Origin of the sequence: Paraburkholderia sp. SOS3 (assembly GCF_001922345.1) — a bacterium.
Taxonomy (GTDB): Bacteria; Pseudomonadota; Gammaproteobacteria; order Burkholderiales; family Burkholderiaceae; genus Paraburkholderia.
On record NZ_CP018812.1, the window covers coordinates 1,843,006 to 1,861,852 of the forward strand.

Annotated in this window: 15 protein-coding genes; 8 read left to right on the forward strand and 7 right to left on the reverse strand. The window is 64.5% G+C overall.

What is annotated here, in order from left to right; all coding sequences use genetic code 11:
• Nucleotides 1–19 precede the first annotated feature (19 nt).
• Both BTO02_RS28280 and BTO02_RS28285 read right to left on the reverse strand, forming a co-directional pair.
• Nucleotides 20–1,633, reverse strand: a complete 1,614-nt coding sequence (locus tag BTO02_RS28280; protein ID WP_075160392.1) for an AMP-binding protein — start codon at nucleotides 1,631–1,633, stop codon at nucleotides 20–22.
• Nucleotides 1,634–1,803: 170 nt separating this feature from the next.
• Nucleotides 1,804–3,468, reverse strand: a complete 1,665-nt coding sequence (locus BTO02_RS28285) for an FAD-dependent monooxygenase (RefSeq protein ID WP_075160393.1) — start codon at nucleotides 3,466–3,468, stop codon at nucleotides 1,804–1,806.
• A gap of 464 nt (nucleotides 3,469–3,932) precedes the next feature.
• On the opposite strand from BTO02_RS28285, the gene BTO02_RS28295 reads away from it, so the two are divergent.
• Nucleotides 3,933–5,324: an FAD-binding oxidoreductase gene (locus BTO02_RS28295; RefSeq protein ID WP_075160395.1), complete on the forward strand. Its 1,392-nt coding sequence runs from the start codon at nucleotides 3,933–3,935 to the stop codon at nucleotides 5,322–5,324.
• Between the two features lie 61 nt (nucleotides 5,325–5,385).
• On the opposite strand, the gene BTO02_RS28300 is transcribed toward BTO02_RS28295, so the two are convergent.
• Both BTO02_RS28300 and BTO02_RS28305 read right to left on the reverse strand, forming a co-directional pair.
• Nucleotides 5,386–6,690 carry an MFS transporter gene (locus tag BTO02_RS28300; RefSeq protein ID WP_075160396.1) on the reverse strand — a complete coding sequence of 435 codons (1,305 nt, stop codon included), beginning with the start codon at nucleotides 6,688–6,690 and terminating at the stop codon, nucleotides 5,386–5,388.
• 82 nt (nucleotides 6,691–6,772) lie between these two features.
• Nucleotides 6,773–7,723, reverse strand: a complete 951-nt coding sequence (locus BTO02_RS28305; protein ID WP_075160397.1) for a LysR substrate-binding domain-containing protein — start codon at nucleotides 7,721–7,723, stop codon at nucleotides 6,773–6,775.
• A 281-nt stretch (nucleotides 7,724–8,004) separates the two neighbouring features.
• Between BTO02_RS28305 and BTO02_RS28310 the strand changes: the two genes are divergently transcribed.
• The 5 genes from BTO02_RS28310 to BTO02_RS28330 all read left to right on the forward strand — a co-directional run bounded on the left by BTO02_RS28310 (nucleotide 8,005) and on the right by BTO02_RS28330 (nucleotide 13,095).
• Nucleotides 8,005–9,024, forward strand: coding sequence for a polyamine ABC transporter substrate-binding protein (locus BTO02_RS28310; protein WP_198039274.1), 1,020 nt, complete (start codon nucleotides 8,005–8,007; stop codon nucleotides 9,022–9,024).
• A 15-nt stretch (nucleotides 9,025–9,039) separates the two neighbouring features.
• Nucleotides 9,040–9,957 carry an ABC transporter permease gene (locus BTO02_RS28315; protein ID WP_083615418.1) on the forward strand — a complete coding sequence of 306 codons (918 nt, stop codon included), beginning with the start codon at nucleotides 9,040–9,042 and terminating at the stop codon, nucleotides 9,955–9,957.
• Nucleotides 9,954–10,874, forward strand: coding sequence for an ABC transporter permease (locus tag BTO02_RS28320; protein WP_075160399.1), 921 nt, complete (start codon nucleotides 9,954–9,956; stop codon nucleotides 10,872–10,874). The genes BTO02_RS28315 and BTO02_RS28320 overlap by 4 nt, the downstream gene beginning before the upstream one ends.
• A gap of 256 nt (nucleotides 10,875–11,130) precedes the next feature.
• Nucleotides 11,131–12,012, forward strand: coding sequence for a pyridoxal-phosphate-dependent aminotransferase family protein (locus tag BTO02_RS28325; protein WP_232243570.1), 882 nt, complete (start codon nucleotides 11,131–11,133; stop codon nucleotides 12,010–12,012).
• Nucleotides 12,013–12,204: 192 nt separating this feature from the next.
• The gene (locus BTO02_RS28330; protein ID WP_075160400.1) at nucleotides 12,205–13,095 is read left to right on the forward strand and encodes a GNAT family N-acetyltransferase; all 891 of its coding nucleotides are present in this window, start codon (nucleotides 12,205–12,207) and stop codon (nucleotides 13,093–13,095) included.
• Between the two features lie 350 nt (nucleotides 13,096–13,445).
• Here the strand turns inward: BTO02_RS28330 and BTO02_RS28335 are convergent, their stop codons facing one another.
• Both BTO02_RS28335 and BTO02_RS28340 read right to left on the reverse strand, forming a co-directional pair.
• The gene (locus tag BTO02_RS28335) at nucleotides 13,446–13,859 is read right to left on the reverse strand and encodes a hypothetical protein (RefSeq protein ID WP_075160401.1); all 414 of its coding nucleotides are present in this window, start codon (nucleotides 13,857–13,859) and stop codon (nucleotides 13,446–13,448) included.
• A 523-nt stretch (nucleotides 13,860–14,382) separates the two neighbouring features.
• Nucleotides 14,383–14,856 carry a hypothetical protein gene (locus BTO02_RS28340; protein ID WP_075160402.1) on the reverse strand — a complete coding sequence of 158 codons (474 nt, stop codon included), beginning with the start codon at nucleotides 14,854–14,856 and terminating at the stop codon, nucleotides 14,383–14,385.
• 362 nt (nucleotides 14,857–15,218) lie between these two features.
• Between BTO02_RS28340 and BTO02_RS28350 the strand changes: the two genes are divergently transcribed.
• A complete protein-coding gene (locus BTO02_RS28350) occupies nucleotides 15,219–16,265 on the forward strand; it encodes a GGDEF domain-containing protein (protein WP_075160404.1) in 1,047 nt (348 codons plus the stop codon).
• Nucleotides 16,266–16,350: 85 nt separating this feature from the next.
• On the opposite strand, the gene BTO02_RS28355 is transcribed toward BTO02_RS28350, so the two are convergent.
• Complete coding sequence (locus tag BTO02_RS28355) at nucleotides 16,351–16,512, reverse strand: DUF1328 family protein (RefSeq protein WP_075160405.1); 162 nt, start codon at nucleotides 16,510–16,512, stop codon at nucleotides 16,351–16,353.
• Between the two features lie 369 nt (nucleotides 16,513–16,881).
• Between BTO02_RS28355 and BTO02_RS28360 the strand changes: the two genes are divergently transcribed.
• Entirely contained in the window at nucleotides 16,882–18,804 is a 1,923-nt protein-coding gene (locus BTO02_RS28360; RefSeq protein ID WP_075160406.1) for an AAA family ATPase, read from the forward strand.
• Nucleotides 18,805–18,847: the final 43 nt, after the last annotated feature.

An 18,847-nucleotide genomic window follows, 5' to 3' on the forward strand; every position in this document is an offset into this window, starting at 1 on the left:
CCGCTCGGCATCCGCATGTTCACGCCTCGGCCGCGAAGCGTTCCCGCAGCACGTATTTTTGAATCTTGCCCGAAGGCGTTTGCGGAAAGCTATCGACGAAGCGCCAATGCCTTGGCGTCTTGAACGCCGCGAGATGCCGCCGGCAGTGGTTGAACAGTTCGTCCTCGGTCAGTTGCGCGCCTGCGGTCGTGCGAATGAACGCGACCACCACTTCGCCCCACGTCGGATCCGGCGCGCCGACGACGGCCGCATCGGCCACGCCCGGGTACGTGACGAGCACGTCCTCGATCTCGCGCGGATAGATGTTTTCGCCGCCCCGGATGATCACGTCCTTCAGTCGTCCGTGAATGCTGCAATAGCCGTCGGGATCGATGCTGCCGAGGTCGCCCGTGCGCAGCCAGCCATCGGCATCGAGTGTCTGGGCACTCGCTTGCGGATTGTCGTAGTAGCCGCGCATGACCGCGTAACCGCGCGCGCAGATTTGGCCGATGTCGCCGACCGGCACGATGGCACCGGTGTGCGGGTCGACGATTTTCACTTCGGTGTTCGGCAGCGGGCGGCCTACGGTCAACGCGCGCCGCTCGAACGGCTCGTCGGGACGCGTGTGCGTGATATACGGCGAATGCTCGGTCAAACCGAAGCCGATCGTCACGCGCGCGGGCACCGTGTTCTCGATGCGCTCGGCGAGTTCGGCCGACACCGGCGCGCCGCCGAGCCCCGCAATCCGCCACGACGACAGGTCGCGCTGCGCGAGCGTCGGATGTTCGAGTACCGCGATCGCCATGGTCGGCACCGAAAGCGTGAACGAACCGCGTTCGGACTCGATCAGTTCGAGCATCAGGCCCGCATCGAAGCCGGGCAGCATCACGTGCGTGCCGCCCGTCTGCAGGGCGCCGAGCGTGACGAGGCCGCAGCCGGCGGTGTGGAACATCGGCAACGGGTTGATCCAGACGTCGCGCTCGCGCACGCCGGCCGCTTCGGCGTTGAAGCGCGCATTGTTCACGAGCCCGCGATGATGCAGCATCGCGCCCTTCGGAAAGCCCGTCGTGCCCGACGTGTACTGGATTTGCGCGATGTCGCCGGGTTGCACGGCCGGCAGCCGCGCGCCCGGCAACTCGTCGGCGCTTGCGTATGGCAGGTCGTGCAGCGAGGCGATCTCGCGCAGCGCGGGCAATTGTGCGCGCACGCCGGCGAGCGTGGCGAGCATGTCGCGGTCGCGATAGTGCGGCACGGCGAAGCAGCCGGCCGCGCGCGACTGCTTGAGCACGTACGCGAGTTCCGCTTCCTTGAAGGCCGGATTGACCGTGACGAGCACGAGGCCCGCGAGCGCGGCGCCGAATTCGAGCAGTAGCCATTCGGGGCTGCTATTGCCCCATACGGCGATGTGTTCGTCGGGCTGAAAGCGCCGTGAGAGGCCGAGCGCGATGCGCTCGGCTGCGCTCAGCAATTCGCCGTAGGTCCACGCGCGGCGCGCGTGGCGGTCCGCGCTCCCCTCGACCAGTGCGATTTCGCCGGCATAGACGCGTGCCGCGCTGCGCAGCGCGTCGCCGACGGTTCGTTCGATGACCGGGTTCGACGGATCGGGGAGCCAGTGCGAATGCTGCAGGCGAGGGCGGGCGGACGGCGGCGTCATCGGGCGATTTCCCTTCGTTCGTGATGGGGCGGGTCGCAACGACGCGTTCACCCGCCCAGGAAAACAACGAAGGGCTTTGGTTTATTCCGCGAAACGGTGCCAGGGCACTGGCGCATGCGGATCGACGATCGACCCGGGACCGCGCTTCGATACACGCCGCCGGTCGCGCTTCAGACGATCTGTGCGTGCTTGAGCCACGCGTCGATCGCGTCGGCCGAAACCTGCGCGCTGCGCCAGCCGATATAACCGTCGGGCCGCACGATCCAGCCCATGCCGCTGATGCCGCTGATGCCGCTGATGCCGCTGACGCCGCTGACGCCGCGGTGGGCGCCGAACGCGGCGGCGAATGCGCCGGCCGTATCGGACAAGCTCGTCATGGTTTCGTCATGCGGCGGCGTACAGCCGGGCGCGGCGATCAGCAGAGCCGAAGCCGCGGAGCCGAGACCTGCCTGCAGGGCCCGACCCGCGCCGGCGAACGCGGCAAGTTGTGCGCAAAGCCGGGCGCCATGCGCATCGATATAACCGATCAGCGTATGGCGGCCGCGCCCGATGCGTTCGTGAAGGCGCACGGGATGGCCGACGAATGCGTGCGTGAGGCCGCCCGCGTCGGGCGCGCGGTCGCCGGGCGCAGGCAGTTCAGGCGGCAGTTGCGCGCATTCGTCCGCGACGATTGCGCTATCGCGATAGCCGACCAGCAATTGCGTTTCGCGCATGCCCGGCATCGCGGCCTGCTGCGCGAGTACGTTGTTCATGGCGCGCGTCGTCGCTTCGACGACATCGAGGCCGACCGGCCGCCGCTCGCTCGAATAGCTGTCGAGCAGCGCGTGCCGCGCGAGGCCGCGTGCGACGAGCGACAGCTTCCACGCGAGGTTGTGTGCGTCCTGCAAGCCGGTGTTCATGCCCTGGCCGCCGACCGGCGGATGAATATGCGCGGCGTCGCCCGCAATGAACACGCGCCCGTGCCCATACGACGGCACGATGCGGTGGCTCACGCGATACACCGACGACCAGCGCTGATTCGACAGGCCCGTGCCTTCGGGCAGCGCGGGCAGCATCAACGCGCGGATCTGCTCGAGACCGGGCGCGTCGTTCGCGGCGAAACGCTCGGCGAGCTGTGTCGCGAGCGCTTCCGACGCAACGATCACCGAAAGCCGATAGCGTTGCACCGAACCGCGCACCGGCACGGCCGCGAGCGACGACACCGCGCGCGTGGCATCGGACCAGTTGAAGCGGTACATCGGCCCGCGCGGCAGTGCCCAGTCGACATCGACGTCGGCAAGCGCAAAGGTCTGCGGATAGCGTGCGCCTTCATACGGCAGATTCAGTTGCGCGCGCACCGTGCTGCGCGCACCGTCGCAGCCGACGAGCCATTGGCAGCGCAGCGTACGTGTCTCGCCTTGCGGCCCGCGTAACAGGGCCTCTACGTCGTCGTTGGCTTCGCTAAACGCCTCGAGCGCCCAGCCATATTCGACGTGGCCGCCGTGCCGCTGCAGTGCTGTTTCGAGCAAGCGTTCCGTATCGAATTGCGCGAGCGACAGCGCGCCATACGGCAGCCCTTGCAACTGCGACAGCTGCATGCCGCCCGCGGGCGCGCCGTCCTGCCATGTTTCGATGCCGGTCAGCCATACGCCGGCATCGATGGCGTCAGCCGCAATACCGATATCGTCGAACACTTCGAGCGTGCGCGCGGTGACGCCGAGCGCCTTGCAGAAAAACGCGCGGCTCGCCTGGCGGTCGATCACGCATGCATCGATGCCGTCGCGGCGCAATTCGGTGGCCAGCAGCAGGCCGACAGGGCCCGCACCGACGATCAGCACCTCGGTGGTGTTCTGCATGATCCGTCGTCCTCCGTGTGTTCCGGTTCGGCTTGAAACGCGGTGCATACCTGTGTGCGGCAGCGCACATTCGCGCGCGGGCGCCGACCGTCACGATGATAGGCGATCCGTCGGCGCATGACGAGAGCGCCGCACGTACGCGCCGGATCGGGAAGTTAGGAGCGCTTGTCTTCAATGACCACGTCGCATCGGCATGCACCCGGTTGTTGAGGCGCATGCATCGTGCACCTACCGCCGGGTTCGCCGCAATCGCCGCAATCGCGCGCGCAGCGAACGCCCGCATGAGCTGAACGTAATAGGTCATGCCACACCGGTTATGGAATAACGCGTGGATGCTAGCTGTTCTGGTTGCATCGCCGCCGCCGTACTCATGCGTTTTGCTGTTGACGGCACGCCTTTTTCAACCCGTCCGGTGACATCCGGGCCGAGATGTAACCCCTTCGACTCTTTCTGAGGAAAAAACAATGCACGCAGCCACGCTGAAGCAGCGCGACGGCAAGCACGTCGACCCCGCAGCCATCGCCACGTTCCGCAGCGAATTCAAAGGGGAGGCGTTGTCGCCCGGCGATGAAGGTTATGAAGCGGCGCGCACGATCTGGAATGCGAGCATCGACAGGCATCCGGGTCTGATCGCACGTTGTTCGAGCGCGTCCGACGTGATTCGCGCCGTGAAGTTCGCGCGGGGGAACGACCTGCTCGTGTCGGTGAAGAGCGGCGGCCATAACGTCGCGGGCCGCTCGCTATGCGACGACGGCCTCGTGATCGATCTGTCGGCGATGAAGCGCGTGTCGGTCGACGCGGCAACGCGCACGGTTCACGTGCAGGCCGGCGCGCTGCTCGCCGATCTCGACCGCGAGACGCATCTGCACGGCCTCGCGGTGCCGGCCGGCGTGGTGTCGAAGACCGGTATCGCGGGGCTCACGCTCGGCGGCGGCGTCGGCTTCCTCGTGCGCAAGTACGGGCTCACGATCGACAACCTGCTGTCGTGCGAAGTGGTGACCGCGAACGGCGAGCTCGTGACCGCGAGCGCCGATTCGAATCCCGATCTGTTCTGGGGGCTGCGCGGCGGCGGCGGCAACTTCGGCGTCGTCACGTCGTTCGTGTTCCGCGCACATCCGGTGAAGACGGTGCTCGGCGGCCTGCTGCTCTATCCGCGCGCCGATGCGCGCGATGTGTTGCGCCATTTCCGCGAGTTCATGGCGACCGCGCCCGAAGAGCTGACTGCCTATGCGGGCTTGCTGTCGACGCCGGACGGTGTGCCCGCGGTCGGCATGATCGTGTGCTATTGCGGCGGCGACCTCGCCGAGGGCGAGCGCGTGCTTGCGCCGCTGCGCCAGTTCGGCACGCCGATGCTCGATGCGATCGAGCCGATGCCGTTCCCGGTCATGCAGTCGTTCCTCGAGCAATCGTTTCCGGACAAGTCGCACAACTACTGGAAATCGACGTTCGTCAAATCGTTCAGCGACGATGTGATCGATTTGCTGATCGAGCATATGGCGCGTCCGGTTTCGCCGCTGACCGCGGTCGTGGTCGAGTACTACGCCGGCGCGGCGACGCGCGTGCCGGCCGCGGAAACGGCGTTTCCGCATCGCGACCATCTGTATTACATCAACATCATGCCGCAGTGGCTCGATCCGGCCGACAACGATCGGCACGTCGCCTGGGCGCGCGGCCTGTTCGATGCACTCCGGCCGTATTCGAACGGCGCTTATCTGCCGAATTTCTTCAGCGACGAAGTGCCTGAGCAAAGCCGTGTTGCGTATGGCGATAACTATGCACGCCTGGCCGAGCTGAAGGCGAAGTACGATCCGTCGAACTTCTTCAGCCTCAATCAGAACATCAAACCGACCCGCTAGGCGACGCGGGTTGCGATCGCGCCTGCTATTGCGTTTGAAATTACGCCTGAAATTGCGCCTGTTACGCGCGCGCTGCTTCGACCGGTAACTTCGCATCTTCGACAACGGTGTCGTCGATCGGAAAGTGAAGTAGCGCCGCGAACAGGCTGGCCAGCGCGGTCGCGCCCCAAACCAGCGAATACGAGCCCGTCACGTCGAATACGAAGCCGCCGAGCCACGCGCCGAGGAACGAGCCGAGCTGGTGGCTCAGAAAGACGACCCCGAACAGCGTGCCGAGATGCCGCGTGCCGAACACCTTCGCAACGAGTCCGCTCGTGAGCGGCACGGTGCCGAGCCATGTCAGTCCCATCACGGCCGCGAACAGCACGACCGACGTCGTCGTCTTCGGCAGCAGGAAGAATGCCGCGATGGCCGCGCCGCGAATCAGATAGAGCCAGCCGAGTACGATCTGTTGCCGGTAGCGTCCGCCGAGCCAGCCGCATGCCCAACTGCCGGCCATGTTGAACAGCCCGATCAGCGATAGCGCGGTTGCGCCGAGGCCGATCGGCATATGGCACAGGAAAAGATAGCCGGGCAGATGCGTTGCGATGAACGCGAGCTGGAAGCCGCAGGTGAAAAAGCCGAGCGTGAGCAGACGGTAGCCGCGATGGCGCGACGCATAGGCGAGCGTTGCGCGTAACGAGGCCGGCTGCATTTCGCACGGCTTCGCCGCCGTGATGGACGTTCTGGTGGTTGCCGCCACGGCGCGCGGTGCATTGGCAGGCTGCGCGCGCCCTCGACGATCGAGCACGATGCCGAGCGGCGCCGCGAGCAACATCACGAAGGCGAGGACCAGCAGCGACGTGCCTACGCCTGAATCGAGCCGCACCGTCTGTGCGAGCGGCACCATCAGCACCTGGCCGAGCGATCCGCCCGCGCTTGCAAGGCCCATCGCAAGGCTGCGCTGTTGCGCCGATGCCACGCGTCCCACCGCGCTCAGCACGACGCCGAAGCTCGTGCAGCTGATGCCGACGCCGACCAGCACGCCGAGGCCCAGCACGAGCATCCAGCCCGACGACGAAGCCGCCGCAAGCGCGAGGCCCGCGGCAAACACCGCAGCGCCGAAGGCGACCACCGGCGCTGCGCCATGACGGTCGGCGGCCGCGCCTGCAAAGGGCTGAGCAAAGCCCCAGACGAGGTTGTGCAGCGCGATCGCGAATGCGATCAGCGTGACCGGCACGCCGCGGTCGAACGAGAACGGCCCGATAAAGAGGCCGAAGGTTTGCCGTACGCCCATCGCCGCGCTCATGACGAGCGCGGCCGCGGCGATCACGAGCAGCAGGTGGGACTTAAAGGGTTGCGCAGGATGGCGCAGGGCCGTCGACATGGTGGGTTCCTCCTCGCGGCCATGGTGGCAGCGCTTCGGAACGGCGACAAAAGAAAAGATTTTGACGACAGGTGAGAAATTTTCATGTCTCTTCCGGCACGCCGGAACCGGTTGCATCCGCAACCGGTTCGACGCTCGCTGCTTCGGCGAGCAGCCAGCGCCTGAACGCAATCATTTCGGGGCGTTCGTCGTCGGCGTGTGCGCTGACGAGCCAATAGGCCGGCTCGGCCGTGACGACGAGGCCGCTTGCGGCGACGAGCGTGCGGCCGGCAAGGTCGGCGTCGGCGAGCGGCAGCCGGCCGATGGCGACGCCGAGCCCGCCGGCGGCGGCCTCGAGCGCGAGCTGGACCGTATCGAAGCGCAGACCGCTCGAGGCGTCGAGGTCCTTGCAGTTGGCATCCGCGCCCGCGCCGTCCAGCCACGCTTGCCAGTCGGCGCTCGCGGTATCGACTTGGATCAGCGTCGCGCGGCGCAGGTCGACCGATCCGTTGTCGCGCCCGATCAACGTCTCGAGATACGCCGGGCTGCACACGGGCACGAGCCGCTCGCCGAACAGGCGGTCGCACGTTGCGCCGGCAATCGGGCCGCGCGATAGACGCAGCGCGAAATCGAAGCCGTCGGCCGGAAAGCCGACGAGCCGCCGCGACGTGTCGACGCTGACGTTGACGTTCGGCCAGCCTTCGCGAAAGCGCGCGAGGCGCGGCACGAACCAGCGCATCGCGAGCGTCGGCGCGCAGCTGACGGCGATGGTGCGGTTCGCGCGCCGGTCGGGCAGCCGCTGCGTGCCGATCGCGATCAGCGCAAAGGCCTCGGCGATATACGGCAGATACAGCTTGCCCTCGCGCGTGAGCGACAGTCCGCGCGGCTCGCGCACGAACAGCTCGACGCCCAGCGCCTCTTCGAGCCCGACGATGCCGTGACTGACCGCGCTCGGCGTCACGTTGAGCTCCGCCGCGGCGAGCTTGAAGCTTCGATGCCGCGCGGCCGCTTCGAAAAAGCGCAGCGACGATAAGGGCGGTAGGCGAAGCGGCATCGAATGTCCCCGGTGGTGTTGTGCGAGTCGGTAAAGGTCGGGCGAGCCCCGCGCGAGGCGGCTCGACACTGAACGATAGCAAAAACGATGAAATAATCAGGCCCTGTCAGGTGTTGTCTTTCGACCATGCGCACCGCGTTCATTGCAAACGAGGCTTGAAAATCGACGTGAAAGAACACCCACCCCAACACCCGATCGCGCACGTTGGCCTGCGAGGACGCGCGGCTGGCCGCATCGAGCGGCGTCGCTCGGTCTTGCGGATGCTCGGAGCCGCCGCCCTCATGGCGCCGTTCGCCGGCTCGCCGTTCGCGCGTGCGGCGGCGTCGCGTCAACTGAACATCTACAGTTGGCCCGACTATTTTTCGACGACCGATCTGCGTGCCTATGCGCAGCAGTCCGGCGTCACGCCCGCGGTATCGACATTCAATTCGAACGAGACCCTGTTCGCGAAGCTCAATAGCCCGGCGGGCGCGGGGTTCGACATCGTGATTCCGTCGTCGAGCTGGATCGCGCAGTTCGCGAAGCGCGGCCTGTTGCAGGAGTTCGATCACAGCCGGCTCGATCTCGCGTCGCTCGACCCGAAGCTGCTCGATCGCGAATACGACCGGGGCAACCGCTATTCGATACCAAAGGATTGGGGGCTGCTCGGCGTGCTCTACGATCCGCAAGTGACGGGCGAGATCGTCACATGGGAGGACTTCTTCAAGGCCGGCGAGAAGCCGGGCGTATCGGGCAAGGTGCGGCTGTCGGTATCGGGCTGGGAGACGATCGGGCCCGAACTGTGGATGCGCGGGCAGGACTGGAACAAGGCCAGCGCCGATCAGATCCGTGCGGCGGCCGAGCCCGTCAAACGCTTTGCGAAGCACGTGAAAACCTTCGCGACTCTGCAGCCCGATGCGGCGGCGAACGGTTCGATCGTGCTGGCGCAGACGCATCAGGCCGGCGCGCGCGCGGCGATCATGCTGAATCCGCGGCTCAAATGGGTCGTGCCAGGTCCGTTGAGCGAGCTTTGGGTGGACAACTATGCGATTGCGAAGCATGCGCCGCATCTCGACGACGCGTACGGTTTTCTCGCGTATCAGTTGCGGCCCGAAGTGCAGGTCGCCGAAACGCGCTACCTCGGTTTTCCGGCGGCGATCGCGGGCCTGCGCGACAAGATCGGGCCCGACGTGCACGACGCGGATCTGATCTTCGGCGGCAAGGGGCTCGACTTCAGCAAGCTGACGTCGTTCGTCGTCAACCCGGAAACGATCGGCGTCTATCTGCAGATGCAGACCGAAATCCGCGCGGCCGCGGGCTAAGGGCGGGGCATCGCGATGCGCGGCTTGCACGGCGACTCGTCCACGTCGGCGTCCGGGTCGGCTAAAACGCCGCCGCGCGCGGTGCCGCTCGCCTTGCGCGAGGCCTCCGATCACCTGCTTGCGGCGTTGCCGGCGTCGTGGCTTACGGTGTTCTTTCTCGTACCGCTTGGAGTGACGGCGGTATTTTCGTTCGGTCATTCGACGTTCGGCGGTGTCGAGGCCGGTTTCACGCTCGATAACTATGCGTTGGTGCTGACCGGCTTCTACGGCGCAACGCTTGCCCGAACGCTGCGTTTTGCCGCGACTGCGTCGCTGCTATGCGTCGGTGTGGCGTATCCGGCTGCTTACTTCATCGCGTTTCACGCGCGCCGCAAATTGCTCGCATTAACGCTGATTCTCGTGCCGTATTTTTCGAGCTTCCTGATTCGCGTGATGTCGCTGCGCATGGTGCTCGCGCGGCACGGCCTGGCCGAAGCGCTACTCGACGCGGTGGGACTGCATACGGGCGCGCTCGATGTGCTCGATACGCCGGTCGCGGTGTTTATCGGCATGGTCTACGTCTATTTGCCGATTGCGATCGTGCCGCTTGCGGTCGTGCTCGAACGGATTCCGCGCGAACTGATCGACGCGAGCGAAGATCTCGGCGCGACGCGCTGGCGCACGTTCTGTGCGGTGATTCTGCCGCTGAGCCGCCCCGGCATCGCGACCGCGCTGTTGCTGACCGCCGTGCCGATGCTCGGCGAAATGGTGATTCCGACGCTGCTTGGCGGCGGACGCGGCGTGTTGATGGGGCAGGCGATTGCCGAGCAGTATCTCGATGCGCAGAACTATGCGTTGGGTTCGGCGATGGCGATGGCCGTGTTGATTGCCGTCGCGGTACTCGTCGCGTTGCTGGCGCGCGTAACAGCAGGCTTTGAGGAGACGGGGCGATGAACGGGCAGCGTGCTTCGTCGTCCGACAGGTTGCGTGCGCAACGAGCTGCGACGCGGCCGCGTTTCAGTTCACGCCTGAACGTCGCGCAAACGGGCCTCGGGGCCTGGTACGCACTCGTCGTCGTGTTTCTGTTCGTGCCGATTGCGACCGGCATCGTGTATTCGTTCAATCTCGGCGTCGACAACAAGCAGACCGCGACGCTGACCGGCTGGACGCTGCAATGGTATGCAGCCGCGTGGAACGACCTGTCGCTGCGGCATGCGGTTGAAGAAAGCGTGATCGTCGCGGCGTGGTGCGCGCTGCTGTCGGTGCTGCTCGGCACGATGCTCGGGTTTGTCGTCGTGCGGCATCGGGCGCGCCGCGTGCGGCGCCTGCTCACGCTGATCACGTATCTGTTGCTGATTGTGCCCGAATCGGTGATCGGCATTTCGCTGTTGCTGTTTTATGCGGTGACGGGCGTGCCGCTCGACACGGCGACGCTCGTCGCGGGTATCACGCCAATCGGCATCGCCGTGGTCGCGCTCGTGGTGCGCGCGCGCATGCTGACGCTCGACCGCGATCTCGAAGACGCCGCCGCCGATCTGGGCGCCACGCGCACCGCGACGCTGCGCCATATCGTGCTGCCACAACTCGCGCCGGCCGTCGCGGCAGGCGGCGTGATGGCGTACACGTTCTCGTTCGATAATCTCGTGATTTCGGCCTTCCTCACGACGCCGCAAACAGGCACGCTGCCCGTGTATCTGTACGGCAGCCTGCAGTATGGTCCGTCGCCGGCCGTGTATGCGGCTGCGTCGGCGGTGTTCGTCTTTACGGTGGCGATGCTTGCGGTGGCGGCGCTGTTGTATCGGGCGATGCGGCAGCGCTCGTCGTCGCAAGGTTTCTCGCCTGAACACGCTGCGCAGACCGCGTGCGCGTAAGCCGTCGGCGCTATCGGGCAAAACGCTCAAAGGTAAAGGTATTCGATGTCCCGCTTCGATCTTCACTTGCTGCTCGATCCGCCGCGTTATCCCGCTGACCGTTACGCGCCGCTTGCCGATCGCATCAAGCGGCTGTTCGCGACGACGCGAGGCGACGTCGTGTTCGTGCAGGCCGAGGCGATTCTGGCGCTCGAGGCCGTGGCGACGAGCATCGCGCGGCCCGGACTGGTCGCCGTCAACGTGGTGACGAGCCCGTATGGCGCCTGGTTCGGCGCGTGGCGGCGCGACGGTTCATCAGGTGAACGCGGCGCCGGGGCAGCCGATCGAGGCCGCCGCGGTGTCCGCCTGTCTCGACCGCTTGCCGCAGGTGGATCTCGTCGCGGCCGTGCATGCGGAATCGTCGAATGGCGCGCTCAATCCGCTGGGCGCATTGGCGGCGCTCGCGCGTTCGCGTCAAGCGTTGTTCGTTGTCGATGCGGTCGCTTCGGTGGGCGGGCATCCGATCGACTTCGACGAGCATGACATCGATATCGCGGTGATCGGGGCGCAGAAAGCGCTTGCGGGGCCGGCCGGCATCTCGGCGGTCGCGGTCAGCGCGCGTGCGTGGGCGCATATCGACGCGCAGCCGGATTTCGCGCCGTCGAGTTTGTCGCTGGCGGAACTCAAGCGCAACTGGCTCGACCGTGGCCGGCTTGCGTTGCCGGGCACGCCGCCCGCGCTCGAATTCTGGGCGCTCGATGCGGCGCTCGATCGCGTCGAAGCCGAGGGCATCGAACTGGTTATCGCGCGGCATCGGCAGGCGGCGCAGGCAAGCCGTGCGGGCTTGCGTGCGCTCGGCGTCGAGCCGTGGATCGCAGCGGACGAGGCGGCGTCCGCGCTGGTGACATCGGTGCGGGCGCCGGAGGGCATTCATGCAAACGTCCTGATCGCGGATGCGGCGAAGCTCGGCGTGGAATTGCTGCCGGGCTTCGGCGAAATCGAAGGACGGATCGTGCGGCTCGATCACACCGGTTTGCGCGCGTCGTTCGACGCGGTGCTCGCGAATGTGACGGCGTTTGGCGCGGTTCTCGAGCGGCGCGAAGTGAAGGTCGATATCGGTGCGGCGGTGCGGGCCGTGAGGGATGTCTATGCCATCTGAGCGCGATGTGCATCGTTAGAAGCGACGTCTCCTGTCGTGAAGGCGGAATAGTTAGGGGGCTTGAGGTGTTTAGTCAGGTTCAGCCCTTATTGCGGGGCCGGGCATGGTAACGACCCGTCATGACGCCCGTCGATGGCTCGCAGACTCATCCGGAGCAGTCCGTTTTGCCCTCGACATCATCCATAGCGAACAATGATCTCAACGCTGCAAACTGATGGATTCGGCGAAAGTAAGGAATCGGAAGCGGCCCGGATCCGGAAAATAGAGCAATTTTACGTTACGGTTCGCAGAGAGATCATGGCCGCCGCTCCGCCTGAATTTGTGCGCGAGACCGCCATGAGCCAATTTCATTGCGACGATGGCTTGGGCGTAGCACTGAAGAACGTCCCAAGCGTGCCATTCAATCGATGGTTGGGACTCGGGGTCGATCGGCCTGCGACCGAGCAGGCAGTCGACCAGGCAATCAGCTGGATGACAGAGCACGCGAGCAGCATCTGGGGTCTGGAAGTGACTCCGGCGGCGTTGCCTGCTGCATTGCCGGACTGGATCGAGGCGCGAGGATTGCGTGCCATGCCCGGAGGCTTTGCCACCTTCTGGCGTGAAGCCATTCAGGTGGAGCAGTCTCCCGAAACCGGGTTCGTCATACGCCGGGCCGATGTCGAAGACGCCGATGTCTTTGGCACAACGGCGGTGACCTGTTTTGGAATGCCGGTTAGCTTTAGATCGTGGATGTCGGCTTTTCCAGGGCGGCCCGGATGGCATACCTATCTCGCCTTTCGCGATGCGACTCCAGTAGGCGTTGCCGCGATGTTCATCGACGCAGAGATGGCCTGGCTGGGTATTGATGCGACTGTGCCCGCATTCCGGGGGCAGGGCATTCATGGCGCGCTTCTATCCACGCGCATTGGAGATGCTGCTCAAAGCGGTGTCAAGTTGCTAACCATCGAGACCGACAGTCCCAGCGCGAATGTCCCACCCAATGCAGCTTATCGGAACATCGAGCGCGCAGGTTTTATCCTGTCGCATTCCCGGCTGCACTACGGCAAGGTTCCCGGACTGGAAAATGAGCGGTCGACAGCATGACGCTTTTCAACGAGCGGGTACCGGGCAGATGCTGACCATGCATTCGGCCGTTCACGGATGCCGCAGCGGCCGGCATCTTCGACGACGCGCCCGGCGAACGAATCTTCTCCTCGGCCGACGCTCGAGCATCCATCCATGGCCGCGAGCAGAACATCGATGTGGTCGATGCCGCGCGCTGATTGACTCGCGCGACCCGAGCAACTTTACGCGAGACTATGACCCCGATCTGTTCGCGGGAACCACGCCGTACAAACCAGCGGGATTCCCGACTGCGCGCGTGAGGCCTGGCGTCTCGCCGGCAGCAAGCTTTTGAACGCACGAGCCACGGCACCGGCGCGTGCCGGCAGCGCTCACCCGATCTGCTGCTTGAACCGCTTCCAGCGCGGCGTGTGCTTCAACTGCGCGATAGACATATGCTCCATATCCATGCGTGCCTCGGACGCGTAATTTCGCGCGAGGCTTTCGAGCCCTTCGAGGAGCGCCTTCTGTTCTCGCGACGAACGTTGATCGCGCGCGATCATGCCGGCCATGGCGCTGATCTGGTCGAGTTGCCGGCTCGCCCGGATCGCCTGATGGACAGCCGCTACGCTGAAGCGCTCGAGATGCGCGTATCGCTTCTGGCGCTGTTTGGGCGAAATGGATTGGCGCGTGTCGTTCGACGCGTCACCCTGGGCCGCGTCGAGCGCGATCCGTTCCGCGTTTCGCAATGCCTCGTCGCGAAGCGTCCGTTGTTCGTTCGAAACTGTTTTGGTGTGATTGGTCATTCTGCTTCCTCCGCTATAAGAGAAGGCCCGCGACCCACCGAATGAAAGGGTGAGCGGGCACATGACAGGGTTAGCGGACCGGCGTCGAAACCAAAACCGGCAGACCCGAAGGCCTCCCTGCCAAGGCCCGCCCGTTGAGGGCAGACGTGCAGAGGGAAAGCACGGCCTGCTTGCGCAGGCGTGCCGGTTTCGACTGATCAGGCCGCTAAACCTGAGCCATCAAATCGTGATGGAATCCGAAGTATAGAGTGCATCATGCGATCGAAGATCAACCGAACAAGCGATTTTCGAGCTTACCAAAATATTAAAATTTCGGATCCGAAATAAATAAATAAGACACGAGATAAATCTCAAGCTTTATCAATCAATTTCGCGAGACATATAGAGAATTCGCAGAGCGCTCTGCATCGATAATCCGCAACGACTCGCGATGGGTGCTGCGCCCGAGCACGACGGCCATATCGAGCCCGACGCGCTTGAAGAGCAGGACCGGACGACGAACACCGGCACGGTTGCATCGCCGTTACTTCGCTGCGCCAACCAGCGAAAACGCATCCCACTTCTGATCGACCGGCGTATGCGGGTTGTGCTCGAGCGCTTCTTCAACGAGCGGTTCGCACGCGCCGTAATCGGACCCGACGCTATCGCTATGCGCTTGCGGGAAATTGACCTCGAGCACTTTGCCGCCCCAGCGCTCGACCGTCGCCGTCATGCTGCATTTGCCGGCGCCGCCAATTTTCAGGTCGAGCACGAGCGCGTTCAGGTCGAGCGCTGCGTCCGAGTTCGTGAAGTTCCATTGCGCCTCCATCCGGTCATTTGGACCGCCCGTATCGACGAGCTTCATCGTTTTGTCTGGAATGCCGACCGACTGCACCAGATCGAGAATGTTGGAACCGATCAACTCGCCTTGCGGATCGCGTGCTTCGTGCGTTCTGAACGCGCCGCACGCCGTTAGCGTGGTTAAAGCAAAGACAAGGGGAATTGTCAGGTATCGCATGCATGCTCCCAATAAATGAACGGGTTGGTGTCCGGCACGCACTCACGCGGTGCGAGCAACGCTGTGTGCGAACGGCGCAAACTAAGTGCGACAAGCCTGCATGGACCGGGTTCCATGCCTGGAGGGTCGCGCTCGAGCGCCAATGCCGCGCCGACAGTCAGCAAGAAGGAATGCGACCTCGCGCTGCCGTTGCTCGAACAGGCGACCGAGCGTTCGTGATAGTGGAAAACCCGTGACCGCCCTTCAGAAGAAGCCCGTCGTTACCGTAGATAGAGCTACGCGTCGGGCCGGTAAAGATCGGGAAACGATCCGAGAACTGCCATGACGGAAGACAAACGCATGCAACCACCGGCAATCACATCATGACGGACCACGAACACCCGAAGCATTCTCTGCAGGCGGCCTTTCTGCGGCACGAGGAATCCCTCGCACCGCCGAACCGCGTGTTCGGCGACGACGATAGTGCCGTCTACCGCACGCTGCTCGAATCGACCAAAGCCATTCCGTGGAAAATCGACTGGGCGACCATGGAGTTCGCCTACATCGGCCCGCAGATCGAAACGCTGCTCGGTTGGGCGCCGTCGACGTGGAAGACCGTCAACGATTGGGCCGAGCGCATGCATCCGGACGACCGCCAGGCCGTGGTCGATTTTTGCGTCGCGCAGTCGAAGGCCGGTACCGATCATGAAGCCGACTATCGCGCGCTGACGCGCGACGGCGGCTATGTGTGGCTGCGCGACGTCGTGCATGTGGTGCGCAACGACAAAGGCGATGTCGAGGCGCTGATCGGATTCATGTTCGACATCAGCGAACGCAAGCGCACCGAAGACCAGCTCGCGCAATTGCAACGGGAACTCGAATATCTGTCGTTTCACGACAGTCTGACGGGCACGGGCAATCGCCGCAGATTCGACGACGTCATGGCGCGCACGTGGACCGCGGCGCAACGGTCCGGCCGCGCGTTGTCGGTCATCATGGTCGATATCGACTTCTTCAAGTCGTACAACGACTATTACGGACATCTGCAGGGCGACGAATGCCTGAAGCGTGTCGCCCGCGTGCTCGCGGAAGCGGCGGGCCCCGATCACTTCCTGGGCCGTTTCGGCGGTGAGGAGTTCGTGCTCGTGCTGGCCGATACCGACGCCGACGCGGCCGTCAAAATCGCCGAGCAGTGCCGCGCGCTGATCGCGCAAGCAGCGATCCCGCACGTGCGCTCACCGCATCAGCAGCGCGTGACCGCGAGCTTCGGCGTCGGCACGATCGTGCCGAACGAGCGCACGGACAAGACCACGTTTATCAATCTGATCGACGCGCAGCTTTATCACGCGAAGGAAAATGGCCGCAATCGCATCGCCGCGGTCGATCGCGCCGGCATGCAGGGGGAAGCGTTCAAATCGCATTCGCGCTGACGCGCCCGGTTTCGAACGTATAAAACAACGCAGCCCGGATTCACTCAGCGAATCCGGGCTGCGTTGCTTTGCGCGGCCTGCTTCGTCACCGTCGCATGATGCCCATCACGAGTGTGACGAGGAAGATGATGAGGAAGATAAAGAACAGCACTTTTGCGATGCTGGCGGCGCCCGCCGCGATTCCGCCGAAACCCAGCGCGGCGGCGATGATCGCGATGATGAAGAAGACCAGCGCGTAATAAAGCATGATGTGACCTCCGTCGGGTGGGGACACCGTGCGACCATTGCACGGACGTACCGATGCGATTGCAATGTCCGTTCCCGACCCTGTCTCGAAGCCTGCGCGCCCGCAAAGTGGCGAATTGACCGGTTTTAGCCTTTTGATCAGATTTTTACCTGTGGTCGACTCCAGGCATAATAGCGATGGTGCAATGCAATCAATGAGGGTCGTGTTCGCATTGCTGAATATCGGGCGTCTTTTACCGACGGTAAAACTGCCTTATTTCGACAGCGCATTGCCAGTCATCCCAGTGCACGAACGCGCTGCGCCTGTGCCCACTTAATCTCCAGACTCACTCCGGCGCCGCCGTATCGCGGGCCTTTCAGGAACCAGCTGATGAAACCGGTAAGGAATTCACTTTGGTCGCGTATCGGCCGATACGTGACCCTTGGCGTGCTTGCGTCCGCGCTTGCCGCCACATTCATGTTCCTGCATTGGCGTCACGAAGAGCGCGTCACGCAGGCGTCTTCGACGGCTTTGGGCGGCATCGCGAGCCAGATGCGCGCGGACGCGTCGGCGTGGACGCGCCACGAAAAGAGTGCGTCGGAGATGGTGCGCGACGTACAGGATCACGATGTCGCGGCCATTGGCCTGAGCCGGAACGCGATTCTCGTGTCGACGCTGCAGGGCGAGAAATATTATGTGGCCGACCATAACGGCACGTTCTCGAATGCGCTGCTGCTTGGCGACCTGAAGCCGGGCGGCAAGTCGCCGTATCAGCTCGTCTGGCTGCCCGATGCCGATGTGCGAACGGCGGGGGCACGCTGGACCGAGGTCGTCGATCACGCGCGCGACGCGCTGAGCCTGTTGCTGCCGGTGTTGATGCTGGGCGGCATTGTCTGGTTCATGCGCCGCGAGATGATGGGCGGCGCGCGCCTGCTCAGCAAGTCGCCGACGCTGCGTTTCGACGACGTGATCGGCGCCGGCGAAGCGAAAGCGGCGCTCGCCGACGTGCAGGCCTGGCTGACCGAGCCCGCGCAGTTCAGCGGCATGGGCGTGCGCGCGCCATGCGGCATTCTGATGACGGGCGGACCGGGCGTCGGCAAGACGCGCCTCGCGCAGGCGCTTGCCGGCGAATGCGGCGCGAACTTTATCGCGATCACGGGCAGCTACTTCAGCGCGAAGTACTACGGCGTCGGCATCCAGAAGGTCAAGCATCTGTTCGAGCTTGCGCGCAAGAATGCGCCGACGGTGATTTTCATCGACGAAGCCGACGGCCTCGGCAAGCGTACCGATACCGGCAGCGGCCCCGTCGAAGCCGAAAGCAATCGCATCATCAATCAGCTGCTCGCGGAGCTCGACGGGTTCGAGTCGAACGAGGGCGTGGTCGTTGTTGCCGCAACCAATCATCCGGACAACCTCGACGAAGCGCTCAGACGTCCGGGCCGTTTCGACCGCACGGTGCAAGTGCGCCTGCCCGATCTCGAAGATCGCGCGCAAATCCTGCGCTTCTATGCCGCGAAGCTGAAAACGAAACCGGGCGAGCTCGACTTCAACCAGCTCGCGCGTCTGACGACGGGCCTGTCGCCGGCTACGCTGTCGATGATCGTCAATCAGGCGGGCCTCGTTGCGCGCAAGGCCGGCGAACGCGAAGTGGCCGCGACGCATTTTCTCGAAGCGATCAAGATTGCGCGCATTGGCGATATCAACGGCGCCGAGCGCGCGCTGTCCGATGACGAGCGCACGCGCATCGCCGTGCACGAAGCGGGGCACGGCCTCGTTGCCGCCTTGCTCGACACGGGCGTGCTCGAAGAGGTGACGATCCTGCCGCGCGGCGGCGCGCTCGGCGTCGCCCTCATCACGAAGACCCAGGACAAGTACCTGTACCGCGAAACGGAAATGCGCAACGAGATTCAGGTGCTGCTCGGCGGGCGCAACGCCGAACTGCTCGTGTTCGACGAAGCATCGAGCGGCGCCGCGCAGGACTTGCAGGAGGCGTCGCGCATCGGCCTCGATATGGTTTCGAAGCACGGCTTCAACGCGGACGGCAATCTGTTCAGCCTTGCGTCGCTGCCGCAGCAGTATGCGGGACTGCAACTGAAGAATTCGATCGAGCACGCGAACGCGCTGCTGCACGATCTCAACGATGCGTGCTTTGCGCTGCTGCGCGCCAACGAACCGGTGCTGCGCGCGATCGCGGAACAGTTGCTTGAATCGGAGACGGTGCCGGGCGAGACGGTTTATCGTCTGATTCGCGAACACGCAGCTGCGCTCGCGAAGCGCGAAGCGGCTGTCGTGACTGAAGCGGCCGCAGCGTAAGCCGCGCGGGCGGAGCAGGGCAGCCTGCACTTTCTGCGGCTTG